Origin of the sequence: Nocardia brasiliensis (assembly GCF_011801125.1) — a bacterium.
Classification (GTDB): Bacteria; Actinomycetota; Actinomycetes; order Mycobacteriales; family Mycobacteriaceae; genus Nocardia; species Nocardia brasiliensis_C.
This window is the reverse complement of sequence record NZ_CP046171.1, coordinates 2547755-2565129: the sequence shown is the minus strand read 5'-3', so window position 1 is coordinate 2565129 and position 17375 is coordinate 2547755. Positions and strand designations below refer to the sequence as shown.

General features: G+C 70.3%; 13 protein-coding genes. 8 read left to right on the top strand and 5 right to left on the bottom strand.

Annotated elements, in window-relative coordinates; genetic code table 11:
• Window positions 1-4: 4 nt before the first annotated feature.
• Both F5X71_RS11610 and acs read left to right on the top strand, forming a co-directional pair.
• On the top strand, window positions 5-1633 hold the full coding sequence (locus F5X71_RS11610; RefSeq protein WP_167466397.1) for a solute symporter family protein: 1629 nt from the start codon (window positions 5-7) through the stop codon (window positions 1631-1633).
• Between the two features lie 52 nt (window positions 1634-1685).
• Window positions 1686-3632, top strand: coding sequence for an acetate--CoA ligase (gene acs / locus F5X71_RS11605; RefSeq protein WP_167461945.1), 1947 nt, complete (start codon window positions 1686-1688; stop codon window positions 3630-3632).
• A 165-nt stretch (window positions 3633-3797) separates the two neighbouring features.
• Here acs and F5X71_RS11600 read toward each other — a convergent pair whose 3' ends face one another.
• Window positions 3798-7079 (bottom strand): BTAD domain-containing putative transcriptional regulator, encoded by a 3282-nt coding sequence (locus F5X71_RS11600; protein WP_167461944.1) that lies wholly within the window; start codon window positions 7077-7079, stop codon window positions 3798-3800.
• Between the two features lie 117 nt (window positions 7080-7196).
• Between F5X71_RS11600 and F5X71_RS11595 the strand changes: the two genes are divergently transcribed.
• Both F5X71_RS11595 and F5X71_RS11590 read left to right on the top strand, forming a co-directional pair.
• The gene (locus F5X71_RS11595; protein ID WP_167461943.1) at window positions 7197-8096 is read left to right on the top strand and encodes an alpha/beta fold hydrolase; all 900 of its coding nucleotides are present in this window, start codon (window positions 7197-7199) and stop codon (window positions 8094-8096) included.
• The gene (locus F5X71_RS11590; protein WP_167461942.1) at window positions 8093-8698 is read left to right on the top strand and encodes an NADPH-dependent FMN reductase; all 606 of its coding nucleotides are present in this window, start codon (window positions 8093-8095) and stop codon (window positions 8696-8698) included. The genes F5X71_RS11595 and F5X71_RS11590 overlap by 4 nt, the downstream gene beginning before the upstream one ends.
• 58 nt (window positions 8699-8756) lie before the next feature.
• Here the strand turns inward: F5X71_RS11590 and F5X71_RS11585 are convergent, their stop codons facing one another.
• Complete coding sequence (locus F5X71_RS11585; RefSeq protein ID WP_167461941.1) at window positions 8757-9479, bottom strand: hypothetical protein; 723 nt, start codon at window positions 9477-9479, stop codon at window positions 8757-8759.
• Window positions 9476-10429, bottom strand: a complete 954-nt coding sequence (locus F5X71_RS11580; RefSeq protein ID WP_174817040.1) for a hypothetical protein — start codon at window positions 10427-10429, stop codon at window positions 9476-9478. Before F5X71_RS11580 ends, F5X71_RS11585 begins: the two co-directional genes overlap by 4 nt.
• 79 nt (window positions 10430-10508) lie before the next feature.
• Between F5X71_RS11580 and lspA the strand changes: the two genes are divergently transcribed.
• The 3 genes from lspA to F5X71_RS11565 all read left to right on the top strand — a co-directional run bounded on the left by lspA (window position 10509) and on the right by F5X71_RS11565 (window position 12848).
• Window positions 10509-11195 carry a signal peptidase II gene (gene lspA / locus F5X71_RS11575; RefSeq protein WP_428981468.1) on the top strand — a complete coding sequence of 229 codons (687 nt, stop codon included), beginning with the start codon at window positions 10509-10511 and terminating at the stop codon, window positions 11193-11195.
• The gene (locus F5X71_RS11570) at window positions 11192-12118 is read left to right on the top strand and encodes an RluA family pseudouridine synthase (protein WP_167461939.1); all 927 of its coding nucleotides are present in this window, start codon (window positions 11192-11194) and stop codon (window positions 12116-12118) included. Before lspA ends, F5X71_RS11570 begins: the two co-directional genes overlap by 4 nt.
• 85 nt (window positions 12119-12203) lie before the next feature.
• Window positions 12204-12848: a hypothetical protein gene (locus F5X71_RS11565; RefSeq protein WP_167466395.1), complete on the top strand. Its 645-nt coding sequence runs from the start codon at window positions 12204-12206 to the stop codon at window positions 12846-12848.
• A gap of 224 nt (window positions 12849-13072) precedes the next feature.
• Here the strand turns inward: F5X71_RS11565 and F5X71_RS11560 are convergent, their stop codons facing one another.
• Both F5X71_RS11560 and F5X71_RS11555 read right to left on the bottom strand, forming a co-directional pair.
• Window positions 13073-13891 (bottom strand): PhzF family phenazine biosynthesis protein, encoded by an 819-nt coding sequence (locus F5X71_RS11560; protein ID WP_167461938.1) that lies wholly within the window; start codon window positions 13889-13891, stop codon window positions 13073-13075.
• Window positions 13892-13971: 80 nt separating this feature from the next.
• Window positions 13972-16395, bottom strand: a complete 2424-nt coding sequence (locus tag F5X71_RS11555) for an HAD-IC family P-type ATPase (RefSeq protein WP_167461937.1) — start codon at window positions 16393-16395, stop codon at window positions 13972-13974.
• Window positions 16396-16430: 35 nt separating this feature from the next.
• Between F5X71_RS11555 and rarD the strand changes: the two genes are divergently transcribed.
• The gene (gene rarD, locus F5X71_RS11550) at window positions 16431-17366 is read left to right on the top strand and encodes an EamA family transporter RarD (RefSeq protein ID WP_167461936.1); all 936 of its coding nucleotides are present in this window, start codon (window positions 16431-16433) and stop codon (window positions 17364-17366) included.
• Window positions 17367-17375 lie beyond the last annotated feature (9 nt).

Below are 17375 nucleotides of genomic sequence, written 5' to 3'. Positions count from 1 at the left end.
TCACCTGAGCACCTACGCCGCCGAGGCCACCGTCGGCGAACCCGTCGCGAACATCGCCATCTTCGGCCTGTTCGTCGCGATCACCATGGTCGTGGTGATCCGCGCCAGCCGCAACAACGCCACCGCCGCGGACTTCTTCACCGGCGGTCGCGGCTTCTCCGGCCCGCAGAACGGCATCGCCATCGCGGGTGACTATCTTTCCGCAGCAAGCTTTCTCGGCATCGCGGGCGCCATCGCGGTGTACGGCTACGACGGCTTCCTCTACTCCATCGGCTTCCTGGTCGCCTGGCTGGTCGCGCTGCTGCTGGTCGCCGAGATGCTCAGGAACACCGGCAAATTCACCATGGCCGACGTGCTCAGCTTCCGCTTGAAGCAGGGCCCGGTGCGCACCGCGGCGGCGCTGACCACGCTGGCGGTGTCGCTGTTCTATCTGCTTGCGCAGATGGCGGGCGCCGGTGGTCTGGTCGCGCTGCTGCTCGATATCTCCGACAAGACCGGCCAGTCGATCGTGATCGCCGTGGTCGGCGTGCTGATGATCGTCTACGTACTTGTCGGCGGTATGAAGGGCACCACATGGGTGCAGATCATCAAGGCCGTGCTGCTGATCACCGGCGCGGCGCTGATGACGGTGATGGTGTTCGCCAAGTTCGGCTTCAACCTCTCCGACATCCTCGGCTCGGCGCAGGAACACGTCGCCGACTCGACGAACAAGGCCGTGGCCGCCAGGGACGTGCTCGCCCCCGGCGCGCAGTACGGCGGCAGCGCCACCTCGAAACTGAACTTCCTGTCTCTCGGTTTGGCGCTGGTGCTCGGTACCGCGGGTCTGCCGCACGTGCTGATGCGCTTCTACACCGTGCCGACCGCGAAGGAGGCGCGCCGATCAGTCGTGTGGGCGATCGGGCTGATCGGCGCGTTCTACCTGTTCACCCTGGTGCTCGGCTACGGCGCGGCGGCCATCGTCGGCCCGGACCGGATCCTCGCCGCGGCGGGTGGTCAGAACTCGGCGGCTCCGCTGCTGGCGTTCGAACTCGGCGGCGTGATCCTGCTCGGGGTCATCTCCGCGGTCGCCTTCGCCACCATCCTCGCGGTGGTCGCCGGCCTCACCATCACCGCGGCGACCTCGTTCGCCCACGACATCTATGCCGGGGTCGTCAAGCGCGGCAAGGTCGATGACGCCAAGCAGGTCAAGGTCTCCCGGATCACCGCGGTGGTGATCGGCGTGATCGCGATCGGTCTCGGCATCCTCGCGAACGGGCAGAACATCGCGTTCCTGGTGGCGCTGGCCTTCGCGGTGGCGGCCGCGGCGAACCTGCCGACCATCCTGTACTCGCTGTTCTGGCGGCGGTTCAACACCACCGGTGCGCTGTTCAGCATGTACGGCGGTCTGATCTCGACCATCGTGCTGATCGTCTTCTCACCCGCGGTGTCCGGCAACAAGTCCGCGATGCTGCCCGGGTCCGATTTCGACTGGTTCCCGCTGTCCAACCCCGGCATCGTGTCCATTCCCCTGGCCTTCGCGCTCGGCATCGTCGGCACCCTGATCGGCAAGCCCGACGAGGACCCGGCCAAGGCCGCGGAGATGGAGGTCCGCTCGCTGACCGGAGTCGGCGCGGAGAAGGCGGTCGTGCACTGATCGTCGCTCGCCCCATGTTGTTCCCTGTGCTCGCCTGTTAGGAGATATCCCGTTGTCCAGCACCACCACCGATGCCCGCGACACCACCGGTTACTCGCCCGGCACCGAATTCGCCGCACTGGCGAATGCCGATGCGTCCCTGTACAGCTGGGCCGCCGAGGATCGGCTGGAGTTCTGGGCGCAACAGGCGCACCGGCTCGACTGGGCACAACCGTGGACGCAGGTGCTGGATTGGAGTGACGCGCCGGTCGCGCGCTGGTTCGTCGGCGGCAGGCTCAATGTCGCCTACAACTGCGTCGACCGGCACGTCCTCGCCGGGCACGGCGACCAGGTCGCCATCCACTGGGAGGGCGAACCCGGCGACGCCCGCGACATCACCTACCGCGAGTTGCTCGCCGAGGTGAGCCGCGCCGCGAACTATCTGACCGAACTCGGCCTGCGCGCCGGTGACCGAGTAGCGATCTACATGCCGATGGTGCCCGAAGCCATCGTCTCGATGCTGGCCTGCGCCCGGCTCGGCCTCACCCACTCGGTCGTGTTCGCCGGCTTCTCCCCCACCGCACTGCGCCAACGCGTCGACGACGCCCAAGCCCGGCTGGTCATCACCACCGACGGACAATGGCGACGCGGCAAAGCCGCGCCACTCAAAGCAGCGGTGGACGAGGCACTCGACGACACGCCCTCCACCGTGGAACACGTACTGGTGGTGCGCCGCACCGGAATCGAAGCGCCCTGGACCCAAGGCCGCGACCTGTGGTGGCACGAGACGGTGGCGAACGCGTCGGCTGAACACCAGGCACAGGCCTTCGACGCCGAACACCCACTGTTCATCCTCTACACCTCCGGCACCACCGGAAAACCCAAAGGCATCCTGCACACCAGCGGCGGCTACCTCACCCAAACCGCCTACACCCACCACAACGTCTTCGACCACAAAGCAGGACACGACGTCTACTGGTGCACCGCCGACATCGGCTGGGTCACCGGCCACAGCTACATCGTCTACGGACCACTGGCCAACCGCGCCACCCAGGTCGTCTACGAGGGCACCCCGAACTTCCCCGACGAGCACCGGCACTGGCAGATCGTCGAAAAGTACGGCGTCAGTATCTATTACACCGCGCCGACACTGGTCCGCACCTTCATGAAGTGGGGCCGCGAGATCCCCGACGCGCACGACCTGTCCTCGCTGCGGCTGCTCGGCAGCGTCGGTGAGCCGATCAACCCCGAGGCGTGGCGCTGGTACCGCGACACCATCGGCGCGGGCCGCACCCCGATCGTGGACACCTGGTGGCAGACCGAGACCGGCTCGATCATGATCTCCCCGCTGCCCGGCGTCACCGCCGCCAAGCCCGGCGCCGCGATGGCGCCGCTGCCCGGCATCTCGGCGCTGGTCGTCGACGAAGAGGGAAAACCGGTGCAGCGCGGGGAAACCGAGGCCAACGGCTACCTGGTGCTCGACCAGCCGTGGCCGTCCATGCTGCGCGGCATCTGGGGCGACATGCAGCGCTACCGGGACACCTACTGGGAGCGCTACGCCGAACAGGGCTGGTACTTCGCCGGTGACGGCGCGAAGCTCGACGCGGACGGCGACCTGTGGGTGCTCGGCCGGGTCGACGACGTGATGAACGTGTCCGGCCACCGCATCTCCACCGCCGAGGTGGAATCGGCACTGGTCGCACACTCCGGGGTCGCCGAGGCCGCGGTAGTCGGCGCCAGCGACGAGACCACCGGGCAGGCCATCGTCGCGTTCGTCATCCTCGCGGCGGGCGCGGCGAACACCGGAGCCGACCTCGTCGCCGAGCTGAAAGCGGCGGTCTCGCAAGAGATCAGCCCGATCGCCCGGCCGCGCGAGATCCACCTCGTGCCCGAGCTCCCGAAGACCCGCAGCGGCAAGATCATGCGCAGGCTGCTGCGCGACGTGGCCGAAGGCCGCGAACTCGGCGATACCTCGACCCTGGTCGACCCCAAGGTCTTCGAGGCCATCGCCCGCGGGTGAACCCGCATCGCGGCGGACCCGGCCGACTGACGAGGGGCGGGCCGGGTCCGCCGCGGCACGGATCGGAGGTTTTCGCCACGATCGCCGCGGGGTAACCCGATCACGGCGGACCCGGCCACCCGCCGATGAGGGGGACCGGGTCCGCCCCATCGGTGGGTGTTTCGGTCAGCTCGACTCGGCGGGTGCCGGTGCGCACGCCGCCGCCAGCCGCCGCGCCTCGGCGACGGTCAGTTTCGTGCCTGCCGTATGCGCCTCGGCGAAGGTGGCGGCACCGAGCGCGGCCCGCACGACGGCGGTGGGCCGCTCGATGTCCGGGCGCTCGGCGGGCAGCAGGGGCATGCCGTTCGCCTCGCGTACGGCCTCGGCGGTCCCGAAAAGCTGCGCCGCGGTATCGAATTCGCCCAGCGCCCCGGCGGCGGAGGCGAGCCCGGCCAGCGCGAATGCGGTGTCGCGTGGCGCCTCGATGCGCTGGGCGCCGTCGAGCGCGTCCAGGTGCATGGCGAGGGCAGCGGCGAACTCGCCGCGTACCTCGTGCAGGTAACCGAGTTCGACTTGCAGCATGGGCAGGAACAGCGGCGTCTGCTCGCCCTCGGTCGGCGTCATGGCCAGCACCTCGCGCAGAATGCGTTCAGCCAGTTCGGGTTCGCCGTCGCGGCGCGCGGTGAACGCCAGCACGGTCGAGGCGAACACCCGGCTCGGCCCGTAACCGTGCTCGGCGGCGAGCCGCAACGCCTGCTCGCCCATGTCGCGGGCACGCTCGAATTCGGTGTGCTGCATGGCGATCCAGCCCAGCCAGCACAGATGGGTGCACACCTGCCCCCACAGCTCCAGCTCCTGCGCCAAACCCAAAGCCTCGGTGTGGATGTCGGCGGCACCGGTCAGGTCGCCGGTCAATTCCGCCAGGCCACCCAGCCATTCGGCGGCTTGCAACCTGCCCCAGCGATCGTCGATCTCGGCGAACAGGCGCGCGGCCGTGCGCGCGTGGTCGGCCAGTGCGGTCAGATCTACTCGGCTGTGCGCGGCCTGGGCCAGCGCCACATGCCCGGTGGCCACGCCCCAGCGATCGCCGAGCCGCTCGCAGACCGCAAGCGCCCGGTGCACCAGGCCTTCCAGCTCGGGCAGGTCGCCGGAGTCGAGCGCGGAGACGGCGAGGAACAGCTCGGCCCTGGCTCGGCCCGCGGGATCGTCGATGGCGTCGAACACCGCGAACACCTCGGCCCGCTTGGCCGCGCCACCGGTGAATTCCGCCTGCTGAAAGGCAAACCCGGCCCGCCAGGCCAGCGCGGGCGCACGCTGCCGCGGCGCACCGCCCAGTGCCAGCGCGGCGTCGAACCAGCGCCGGGCCTCGGCCAGCCGCCCGCGCAGGAACCAGTACCAGGCCAGCGCGTTCACCAACCGCAGCGCGTGCTCGGCCGCGCCGGCGCGCAGGTAACCGTCCAGTGCCGCCCGCAGATTCGCGGCCTCCGCGTCGAGCCGCAGCAGCCAGCGGCGCTGGTCCGCGCCGGTCAGTTCGGGTGCCGCCCGCTCGGCCAGCGCCAGGTAGTACCGATGGTGCGCGGCGAAGGTCGCGTCGAACTCACCCGCATCGGCCAGGCGATCCATGCTGAACGCGCCCACCGATTCGAGCAGTCGATAGCGACGGCCGACCATCTGCACGAGCGATCGATCCACCAGTCGCGCAACGACATCGGCCACCGTCGACGGCTCGAGCACGGCGGCGGGCACGGTACCGCCGTTACCGGAGACCGGTACGGCGGGGTGCGCGTCCGGCGATCCGGCGGTGGCGCAGACGATTTCGGCCGCCTCCAGCGTGCAGCCGCCCGCATGCACGGCGAGGCGGCGCAGCACCGTCTGTTCCGTCTCGTCCAGCAGCCCCCAGCTCCAGTCGATCATCGCGGTGAGCGTCTGCTGCCGTGGCGGTGCGCCGCGATGACCGGTGGCCAGCAGGCGGAAGCGGTCGTCGAGCCGCGCGACCATCTCGTGCACACCGAGCGCACGAACCCTGGTCGCCGCCAGTTCCAGGGCGAGCGGGATGCCGTCCAGTCGGCGGCACAGGGTGGCGACCGCGGCCGCGGAGTCGGCGTCCAGGACGAAACCGCGGTCGCCGGCGCGCGCCCTGGCCACGAAAAGCTGTACCGCACCGACATTTTCGAGCTCATCGAGTTCGGTGTCCACGGCGGGCACGGTCAGCGGCTCGACCGCGACGACCTGCTCCCCGGGCAGCCGCAGCTGCTCCTGACTGGTCGCAAGGATGTGCAGGTTCGGTGCGGCGCCGAGCAAGAGTTCGGCCAGGTCGGCGGCGTAGTCGATGACGTGTTCGCAGTTGTCGAGCACGAGCAGCAGCTCCTGCTCGGCCAAGGCGGCGCGGACCAGCTCGACAGGGTCGCCGCCGTCGTCGGTCCGGATGTCGAGCACCTGCGCGACCGCGTCGACGAGGAAGCATGGCCCGTCGGCGGCGGTGGGTTGTAGTGGCGCCAGCTCGACCAGCCACGTGCCCTGTGCGAACCGGTCGGTCAGCGCGGCCGCCGCGGCCAGCGCCAGCCGGGTCTTGCCGACACCGCCGGGGCCGGTCAGGGTGACCAGCCCGGCCGCGCCCACCGCGCGTTGCACCTCGGCGAGATCGCTTGCCCTGCCGATGAGTTCGGTGCGTTGCGCGGGAATGTTGGAGGTGCGCCGCCGCAGCACGGGTGCGGGCGGCGCCGCGGCGAGCACCAGCTCCTGGCCGAGTATCGAGCCGTGCAATGCGACCAGCTCCGGGCTGGGATCCAGGCCCAGCTCGTCGGCGAGTTGCCTGCGCAGGTCCGCGTAACTGTCCAGCGCCTCGGCCTGCCTGCCCGCACCGTACAGCGCCTTCAGCTGTGCGGCCCGAAGCCGTTCCCGCAGCGGATATTCGGCCACCTCGGCGGCGAGTTCGCCTGCGACATCCCGGTATTCACCGAGTCCCAGGCGCGCCTCGGCCAGTTCCTCCACCGCGACGAGGCGCTGCTCGGTCAGCTGCGCGATCGCGGGCTGGGCGAACGCGGCGTCGTGGAAGTCGGCGAAAGCCGGTCCGCGCCACAGCGCGAGCGCGGCGGTGAGGATGCGCGCCCGCTCGCTCAGTTCGCTCGCCGCGCGTGCGGTCGCGACCAGTTCACGGAATCGCAGTGCGTCCACCGCGGCGCTCGCCAGCCGGTAGCCCGGCGGCGGTGAGACCACCAGCTCACGGGCACCGGGTTCGGCGTCCTCGAACGCGCGGCGCAATTGTGAGGCCTTCGCCGCGAGCGTGCCCGCCGGATTGCCGGGCGGGTCATCGGCCCAGATGTCATCGATCAACCGGTCACCCGAGACCGGTTGCCCCGGGTGCACCAGCAGATCGGCGAGCAGCGCCCGCACCTTCGTCCCGGGAATCGGCACGACAGTGCCGCCGTCCGTCCAGACCGTCAACGGACCGAGCACGCCAAACCGCATACGGGCAGCTTAATCACGCCCGCGAACGGCGGAATCACACCGTAAACAAACCGGAAGGTGGGCCGCGCACAGTGGGCGACAACGAGGCAACCAACCCCGCACAGAAAAGAGCCTTCGATGAGACTCACCACCGTTTTCGCCGCCGCTGCCCTCGCCGCCACCGCGCTGCTGACCGGTTGCGGAACCGCCGAGCAGGCCGAGCAGCCGACGCACGGCGCCTACGCCGACGTCAACGGCCTGCACATGTACTACGAGGTGCACGGCGCCGAGACCGACCAGCCGCCACTGGTGCTGCTACACGGCGCGCTCTCGGGCATCGACACCGACTTCGGACAGCTGATCCCCGAACTGTGCAAGACCCGCCGGGTGATCGCGGTGGAACAGCAGGCACACGGGCGCACCGCCGACATCGACCGGCTGCTGCGCACCCCGCAGATGGCGGCGGACACGGTGGCGCTGCTGCGGCAGATCGGCGTGCAACGCGCGGACATCCTCGGCTACAGCATGGGCGCCGGTGTGGCACTCGAGATCTCGCTGAAGCATCCGGAGTTGGTGCGCAAGCAGATCCTGGCCGCCGGCTCGCTCGGCACGGGCGGCATGCATCCCGGACTGCTCGACGGGCTGGCCGAGCTGAAGCCCGAAATGCTGCACGGGTCACCGTTCCACGCGGACTACCTGAAGAACGCGCCGCGGCCCGAGGACTTCCCGCGCCTGGTCGAGCGGGTGCGCGAGCAGGACATGAACGGCATCCCCGAGGTCGCGCCCGAGGACGCGCGCAAGGTCAAGACGCCGACCCTGACCGTGATCGGTGATTCCGACATCGTGCGGCCCGAGCACGCGGTCGAGATGTTCCGGCTCTTCGGCGGCGGCATCATGGGCGACACCCCGGCCGGGCTGCCCAACGCGCAGCTGGCCATCCTGCCCGGCACCTCGCACGTCACGCTGGTGCATCGGCCGGAGCTGCTGCTGCCGATGATCCCGGCCTTTCTCGACGCACCGGTGAAGGACACGCTGTGACCCAGGCACGTCGGGGCGCGGGTGCCCCGGAGCGGTTGCGGGTGGTGCTCATCCAGAGCAGCACCCGCGCCGGGCGGTTCGGGCCGACCGTGGCCGACTGGTTCGCGCGACAGCTGCGCAGGCGCGATCTGCAGGTCGATCGGCTCGATCTCGCCACCGCCGGGCTGCCCGATCAGCTGGCCGGCCACGACGAACCCGCGCCCGCCGCGGTGCTGGCCTTCGGTGATCGGCTGGCCGCCGCCGACGCGTTCGTCGTAGTCACCCCCGAATACAACCGCAGCTTCCCGGCCGCGCTGAAGAACGCGATCGACTGGTTCGACACCGAATGGGCGGCCAAACCGGTCACCGTCGTCGGCTACGGCACCGACGCCGAGGGCGGGCACGCCGCCACCCAGCTGCGCCAGATCTTCGGCGAGCTCAACGCGGTCCCCATCCGGCGCACCCTCACCATCACCAAGGCCTGGCAACGCTTCGCCCCCAACGGTTCCTGGCCCCGCCGCGACCCCGACCTCGAAGCCGCCACCGTCGCCACCGTCGACCAGCTCCTCTGGTGGGCCACCGCCCTCCGCACCGCCCGCACCACCACCCCCTTCATCCCGTGAAAACCGCACCCCGGCAAGCCAGGTGGTTCAGGGGTCGAAAGAGGGCGATCTCGGGGAATCAGGGGCCGGTGATGCCTTGGAGTTTGCGTACCTGGGCGGCGGTGAGTTCGCTGAGCACCTGCTCGTCCACGGCTTCCGGCGCGGTGACGGCGATCTGTGCCAGGGTCGCACCGACCTGCACGAGCGCCACCGCGGAGTGCAGGGTGAGGCCCTCGCTGGTGGTGCGCACCTGGAAGGCGGTGGCGGCGTCGCCGGCCCGCGGCTGGGTGAGACCGCCGACGCGGTAGTCGATCGCGATGTCGGTGGCGTCGGCCCCGGTATAGTGCGCGCACTGCCGCAGCCGCGCCTGCACCTCCGCGAACGCGGGCGCGACCGCGTCGGCGCGGTAGCTGGCCGCATCGATATCGATGCTGGAGAAGTTCGGCCCGGCATGCTGGATCGCGGCCTGCGCGAGCGCGCCAGGACGCTGCTCGCCCAGCGGTGTGAGCACTTTCGCGCAGTCCGCCGGGTCGGTCGGTGTGGGCGGCGCACCGGCGGGCGCGTCGAGCCGCGCGGGCAACGCGGTGAAGTCGGGCGGCAGGTCGGCGCCGGTGAGCAGTTGGCGATAGAGCCGATCGGCGTCGGTGGTCGGCGGCCGCTGCACCGGCGCGGCGGTCACGACCGGGCCGAGCGGCGGCAGCTCCGGCGCGGACGGGGCGGTCGAGGGCGTGGACGACGACCCGCACGCGGAGACGAACGCGGTGGTCGCCGCGGCCAGCAACAGGCCACGGCCACGGGTCATTCCGTCCACGACACCTGCGTGTCGATCGTCTGCTGCAACACACTCTCGCTGCGCGGATCGTGATAGGCCTGGTGCCCGCCGACCGTGATCGACCCGGCGACCGGTAGCGGTAGTCCGAGGTCGACGGTGATCGTGCCGGTGCCCTGCATGACGTAGTCCTGGATGTCGAGCTTGCCCGCGTTGTTGGGCAGACGCCACACCGACGACTTGGGCTGCTGAGTGACGTCCAATTCGATGGTCAGCCGGTCACCTTCGCGCTTGGTCAGCGTGGCGGTGGTGATCTGCTCGAGGACGACCCCGCCGGTCACCTCCTGGCGCACCGTCCACACCGCACCCTCGCCGACCGGCTGATCCGGGAACGCGATCGAACGGTAGACCGCTTGGTAGAAGGCCTGTTCCAGCGCGGCCCTGGCCGGGTTCGAGGTCTCCGGCGCCGGCTCGAGCCGCAGCGCGGTGATCGCGCCGAGGTCGCTCAGATCGAAACCGGCGTGCGAGCCGTCGGTTTTCGTCAACGCCTTGGCCAGGGTCGGGTCGGGCGTGGTGACGGCGCCGAGCGTGAGATCGATGCCGTCCGCGTCGGTTTTCGCGGTCATCGGGATCGACAACGCGGGCGTGGAGAAGTCACGCGCGTCCTGATCGTTGATCTGCTGTTCGATCCGGTGCGAGGTGTGCAGCGTCACCTGCTGCACGGTGCCCGCCGGGTAGTCGGGCCGCAGCAGCGAGCGCGGCTGCTCCCCGGCCGACACGACGGTGGTGATCGCGGCCGGAATCGGCACGGTCACTTCTTTTCCGTAACCCAGCGGCTCGGTGCTGTCCGCCTCCGAACGCGACTGAGCCCCGTCACTGCAGCCGGTTCCGAACGTGGTCAGGCCGAGTGCAAGCACTATCAGCAGCATCCCTGAGCGCGCACGCCGGGGAATGTGGGGGGAAGACAACACCGTCACGAGCATCAGGGTACGACCGGTTCCTGAGTGTCAGCTGGGACTTGCGGGTGACCACCGCACAAGGTGTCGCGTCGCTCGAGCGATGATGGTGCGTGTGAGTGATGACCCGCCGCCCGAGGAGAACCCCACACCGACACCTGAGGGGGCGGCGGCCGCCGCGCCATCGGCACCGTCGGCGACGCCGTCGGGCGCGACCGAGACACCGACTGAGCAGGCCCGTCCGCCCCAGCGGCTGCGCACCCTGCTGATCATCGCCGCGGTGCTGCTTGCCATGGACCTGCTCACCAAGTGCATCGTGGTGGCGAACCTGAAACCGGGCGAGCCGGTCTCGATCATCGGCGATTTCGCCAGGTTCAGCCTGGTCCGCAATCCCGGCGCGGCGTTCTCCATGGCGACCGGCATGACCTGGCTGCTGACCCTGGTCGCCACGGCCGTGGTGATCGGCGTGGTCCGGATCGGGCGCACGCTGCGCTCGCTGTGGTGGGCCATCGGCCTCGGCATGGTGCTCGGCGGCGCACTGGGCAACCTGGTCGACCGGTTGTTCCGCGCACCGGGACCGTTGCAGGGCCACGTGGTCGATTTCATCGCGATCGGCTGGTGGCCGGTGTTCAACGTGGCGGACTCCTCGATCGTGTGCGGCGCGATCCTGCTCGTGGTGCTGACCGTGTTCGGCTTCGAGCCGAACGGCACGCGCACCGGGCGCGACACCACCGACGACGACGCGGACGCGCCGGCACCGAGCAAGGCAGGCACCGAAGGGAACGCGGCATGAGGGAGACACGAACCATGCCGGTGCCCGACGGGCTCGACGGCATGCGGGTCGACGCGGGACTGTCCCGGCTGCTCGGCCTGTCCCGCACGGCGGTCGCCGCGCTCGCCGAGGAGGGCAGCGTGCAGCTCGACGGCGTCGCGGCGGGCAAATCCGATCGGCTCGCCGCGGGCGCCTGGCTCGAGGTGGTGTTCCCGGAACCCAAGCGGGAGCTGAAGATCGAGGCCGCGCCGGTGGAGGGCATGCGAATCCTCTACGCCGACGACGACATCGTCGCGGTGGACAAGCCGGTCGGCGTCGCGGCGCACACCGGCGTCGGCTGGACCGGTCCGACCGTGATCGGTGGGCTCGCCGCGGCGGGCTATCGCATCTCCACCTCCGGCGCGCACGAGCGCCAGGGCATCGTGCACCGGCTCGACGTCGGCACCTCAGGGGTGATGGTGGTCGCGCAGTCCGAGCACGCGTACACGGTGCTCAAGCGGGCGTTCAAGCAGCGCACCATCGAGAAGCGGTATCACGCACTGGTGCAAGGTCATCCGGATCCGAGCAGCGGCACCATCGATGCGCCGATCGGCCGGGCGCGCGGCAACGACTGGAAGTTCGCGGTCACCGCCGACGGCCGCCCCAGCATCACCCACTACGACACCATCGAGGCCTTCCAGGCCGCCAGCCTGCTCGACATCCACTTGGAAACCGGGCGCACCCATCAGATCCGGGTGCATTTCTCCGCGATCCGCCACCCCTGCTGCGGTGACCTCACCTACGGTGCGGACCCGCGCCTGGCCGAACGGCTCGGCCTGGAACGGCAATGGCTGCACGCCCGTTCGCTCGGGTTCGCCCATCCGGCCGACGGCCGCTGGCTGGAGATCACCAGCGAGTACCCCGACGACCTGAGAAACGCCGTGGACGTCCTGCGCAATGCCTGACCGGCAGGCGACGGACTCCACTGCGGCACAACCCGATCCCGCCCGCTCGCCGGATACTGCGGTACCCGGCGAGCGCCGCCGGTCGCTGTGGCGCGGCCTCGGCTACGGGGCCGCGGTCGTTGTCGTCGTCGCTCTCGTCGGATTGCTCGGCGTGCTGAACCCGCCGCGCGAGGCGGGGGTGTTCACCGATCGGCTCGGACCGGAGCGGGGCGAGCCGATCGCCGATTACCTTGCCCGCGCACGGGATTCGCTCGGCGGTGCCGACGACGCCGAGCACTGGGCGCTGGTCTCGTTCACCGCACCGCTCACCCCCGATCAGCTGCCGGAACACAGCGGGGGTCTGCGCATCGCGCAGGTGCTCTATCAGGTTCCGCTCCCCCGCGTGCAGACCCCGCTCGTGTTCGTCCCGGTGCCCGCGGGAGACGCCGCGGCGGTCGCCTCCGCCGCCGACGCGGCCTGGCTGCTCCCGTCCACCTCCGACGAACGCGGCGCCCGGGTCATCGCGGTCTCGGCGGCCCGGCTGCGCGACGGCTGCGCCTGCGGCGTCGGCCTTGTAGTGCGCGGGCCCCTCGATCGCCTGCGAAACCTGGCCGCCCAGAACGGCATCCGCGCGGTCGAGGCGCTGCCCGCGGACGCCGTCGCGGGCCGGTTCGCCGTCGTCGCGCTGCGCCCCGACCAACTCGACACGGCCGTGCCCGGCCCGGACGACGGCCCGGTCCCCGACCGGTAGTCGCGACAGACCGGTCCGATATCTCCTGAGCCCCACCCGCTTTCCGACCGGTGCGATCGAGCAGGGACGGCAGCGGACGAAGAGCGGGCCTCTGCCGGGATGAGTCAACCCCGTGTCATCCTGGCAGAGGCCCGCTACACCGCGGTGCGGCCATGGGGCACCGCGGTGGCAGAACGCGACTCCGGCCCGCCGACGGGCGCTCGCCGGGGTCGCGCGTGGTCCGGTCAGTCCGGTAGGCGCACAACGCCGTCCAGATATCGGCGGCACCGGCCGAACAGCAGCACGCGGTCGCCGGCGAGCTCGCAGCGCAGGCCGCCACCGCGGCGGGACAGCTGCCGCGCGGTGAGCTCGGTCCGGCCGAGTTCGTCCGCCCACAGCGGAACCAGTTGCGCGTGCGCCGATCCGGTGACCGGGTCCTCCGGCACGCCGACACCGGGAGCGAAGAAGCGCGAGACGAAGTCGGTGCTCGTACCGCGCGCGGTGACGATCGCGCCGCGGGTCATGGGTGGGAACGAAGTGAAAATCGGTTCGGCGTCGCGGACTTCCTGTTCGGTGGCCACCACGATCACCTCGTCGACGCCGGTGAACGCGCGCACCGGGCGCACCCCGAGCGCGGCGACGAGCACGAGATCGGGCTCGACCTCGGTCGCGGGCACCGCGGGCAGATCGAGCACGAACTCGTCGTCGTCGGTGCGGTCGACGTGCAGCCAGCCGCTGCGGGTGAAGAAGCTCACCCGGTCGGCGCCGGGATGCATGTCCTCCAAAATCTGTGCGGCACTGGCTACCGTGGCGTGCCCGCACATGTCCACCTCCACCTCCGGGGTGAACCAGCGCAGATGGAACGCGGGCCACGCACCCGGCGGCGGGCCCGCGTCCGGCGGTAATTCCGCGGTGTAGAAGGCGGTTTCGGCGAGGTTGTTCTCCTCGGCCAGGTGTTGCAGCAACGTATCAGGGAGCCACGACGGGAGCGGCATCACCGCGGCTGGGTTGCCCGAGAACGGTGCGTCCGCGAACGCGTCGATCTGGTGCAGCAGTACCTCCATAATGGGAGAAGGTACTCCAACACTGAATACGCGCCTCGCACAAGGCTTCTCGCGGCGCGCCGGGTCAGGTGTCCAGTTTGTCAGGCTCCTGCACTATTTGCGGTCGGAAACAGTTCCCGTTTGTCGCCGAGCAGCGCCGCGCTCACCCACCAGGCCAGCTCCACGAGCACGATGCCGACGGCGCCACAGATGAACGCGGCCGTGGTGAGCGCGACATTGGACGGATCGAGCTTGAAGAACTCCCGGGTGAACGGCACCGTGAACAAGAACACATACGCCGCGACCGAGGCGCTGATCAACACCACCTTCCACCACACGTACGGCCGGGCCACGATGGCGAGCACCCACACCGCGATCATGATCAGCGTGATCAACGCGGTGGTGCCCGCCTGTTCCTTCTGCTGCTGGGAGGCTTCCGGTCCGGCGTAGGCGATCAGGTAGGCCACGAAGGTGGCCACACCGATCACCACGCCGGAGGGAATGGCCAATCGCATGACGCGCCGGACGAATCCGCTGCGGGCCCGCTCGTTGTTCGGCGCGAGCGAGAGGATGAAGGCCGGGATGCCGATGGTGAACCAGGCCGCGATCGTCACGTGGCGCGGCAGGAACGGATAGCCGATCGGGTCGTAGCCGAAGATCTGCGAGCCGACGCCCGCCAGGCCGACCAGGAACGCCAGCAGCACCGAGTAGACGGTCTTGGTGAGGAACAGGTTCGAGACCCGCTCGATGTTGCCGATGACTCGTCTGCCCTCGCCGACCACGTACGGCAGGGTGGCGAACTTGTTGTCCAGCAGCACGATCTGCGCCACCGCGCGGGTGGCGGGGCTGCCCGCGCCCATCGCGACGCCGATATCGGAATCCTTCAGGGCGAGCACGTCGTTGACCCCGTCACCGGTCATCGCGACGGTGTGCCCGCGCGACTGCAGGGCGGCCACCATGGCGCGCTTCTGGTCCGGGCGGACCCGGCCGAAGGTGGTCTTGTCCTCGAGCACGTCGGCGAGTTGGTCCCGGTCCTCGGGCAAGCGGCGCGCGTCGACGGCGTGCTCACCGCCGGGCAGATCCAGCGAGGACGCGACCGCGCCGACCGAGACGGCGTTGTCGCCGGAGATCACCTTGATCGACACGTTCTGGTCGGCGAAGTACTCCAGCGTTTCCTTGGCATCGGGGCGCACCCGCTGCTCCAGCACGACCAACGCCGCGGGCCGCACGGTGCCCGGCGCGTCGGCAGCGTCGACCGGGCGGTCACTGCGCGCGAGCAACAGGATGCGCAGCCCCGACGAGCCGAGTTCCTCTGCCACCCTGGCGTCTTCGGAGGCCGGGTCGAGCAGCACGTCGGGCGCGCCGAGCAGCCAGTCGCCGTGCTCGCCGTAGGAGCACCCGCTCCACTTCTTGGCCGAGGAGAACGGGGCGACCGCGGTGCGCTGCCAGCCCGGCCCGTCCGGCAGTGCCTCGGCGATGGCCTGCACGCTCGCGTTCGGGCGCGGATCGTCGGCCGCCAGCGCGGCAAGTGCCTGCCGAACGTCGTTGTCCGCGAACGAGTCCAACGTCTTGATCGCCGAGAGGCGCATGCCGTTCTCGGTCAGCGTGCCGGTCTTGTCCGCGCACACCACATCGACCCGGGCCAGGCCCTCGATCGCGGGCAGCTCCTGCACGAGGCACTTGCGCCGGCCCAGCCGCACCACACCCACCGCGAACGCGACCGAGGTCATCAGCACCAGACCCTCGGGCACCATGGGCACCAGCGCCGCGACCATGCCGGTCACCGCGGGCCGCCACGATTCCTTGCTGGAGACCAGCTGGTTGTAGATGCTCAGCGCGCCCGCCGGGATCAGCAGGTAGGTGATCACCTTGAGGATGGTGTCGATGCCGCTGCGCAGCTCCGACTTCACCAGGGTGAACTTGCTCGCCTCCTCGGCCAGCTTCGCCGCGTAGGCGTCCTTGCCGACCTTGGTCGCGCGGTAGCAGCCCGAGCCGGAGACCACGTAGCTGCCCGACATCACCTGATCGCCGACCTGCTTGTCGATCGGGTCCGCCTCGCCGGTGAGCAGCGACTCGTCGACCTCGAGCAGCGCGGTCTCGGCCACCTCGCCGTCCACTACGATCTGATCGCCAGGGCCGAGCTCGATCAGATCGTCGAGCACCACCTCGCGCGGGGCGACCTCGACCGCCTTGCCGTCGCGGCGCACGGTCGGCTTGGCCTGGCTGACGATGGCCAACTGGTCCAGGGTGCGCTTGGCGCGGATCTCCTGGATGATGCCGACCGCGCTGTTCGCGACGATCAACAGGCCGAACATGCCGTCGATGATCGAACCGGTGGACAGCACCAGGATGAACAGCACGCCGAGGATGGCGTTGATCCGGGTGAAGACGTTGGCCCGGATGATGTCGCGTACCGAGCGACTGGCCCGATCGGGTACGTCGTTGGTGAGCCCGTCGCGGCGACGTTGCTCGACCTCCGCCGCGGTCAGTCCGGTGGCACGCGATGCCTGCACGGTAGTCGACATGACCGCAAGGCTACGTGAGAAGTAGCGTCGCAAGCGTGCAGCGGAACCGGTCCATCCCAGGTGTTGCGTTCGGTACGAGCGCCTTCTTTCTCTGGGGTCTGTTCCCAGCGTTCTTCGGCTTGCTGGCGTTCGCCGACGCCGCGGAGGTGGTCGCGCAGCGCATCCTGTGGACGCTGGTGGTGGTGCTCGCGGCGCTGGCGCTGACCGGGCGGCTCGGTCAGCTGCGCGGCATCGGCGCGCGTACCTGGCGGCTGGCCGCGTTGGCCTCGGCGGCGATCGCGGTCAACTGGGGCGTGTACGTCTACGGGGTGATCTCCGGGCACGTCGTGGAGTGCGCGCTGGGGTACTTCATCAACCCGCTGGTCACCGTGGCGTTCGGCGTGGTGCTGTTCCGAGAGCGGCTGGCGCCCGCGCAGTGGGCCGCGCTCGGGCTCGGGGCCGCGGCGGTGGCCGTGCTGACCATCGACTACGGCAGGCCGCCGGTGATCGCGCTCGTCCTGGCCTGCTCGTTCGCGACCTATGGATTGGTCAAGAAGGTGATCCCACTGGACGCGCTGCGCGGGATCGCCGCGGAGGGCGTGGTCGCCGCGCCGATCGCACTGAGCTTCGTGCTCGCGCTCGCGCTGCTCGGGCGCAGCGAATTCGCTTCCAGCCCAGCGCATACCGCGCTCATGCTGGCCACAGGACCGGTCACCCTGGTGCCGCTGCTGCTGTTCTCGGTCGCCGCGCAGCGGGTTCCGCTGTCCACCATGGGCCTGCTCCAGTACCTCACGCCCGCCCTGCAGATGGCCTGGGGCGTCGCCGTGGCGCACGAACCCATGCCCGCCTCCCGCTGGGCCGGTTTCGCGCTCATCTGGACCGCGCTGGCCGTCTTCACCGCCCACGCCCTGCTGCGCGCCCGCCGCACCCGCGACGCCGCGCGCCGGGCCGCGGCGGCCACCGAGTCCACGGCGCCGACCGCCGACGCGTGACGCCCCGCC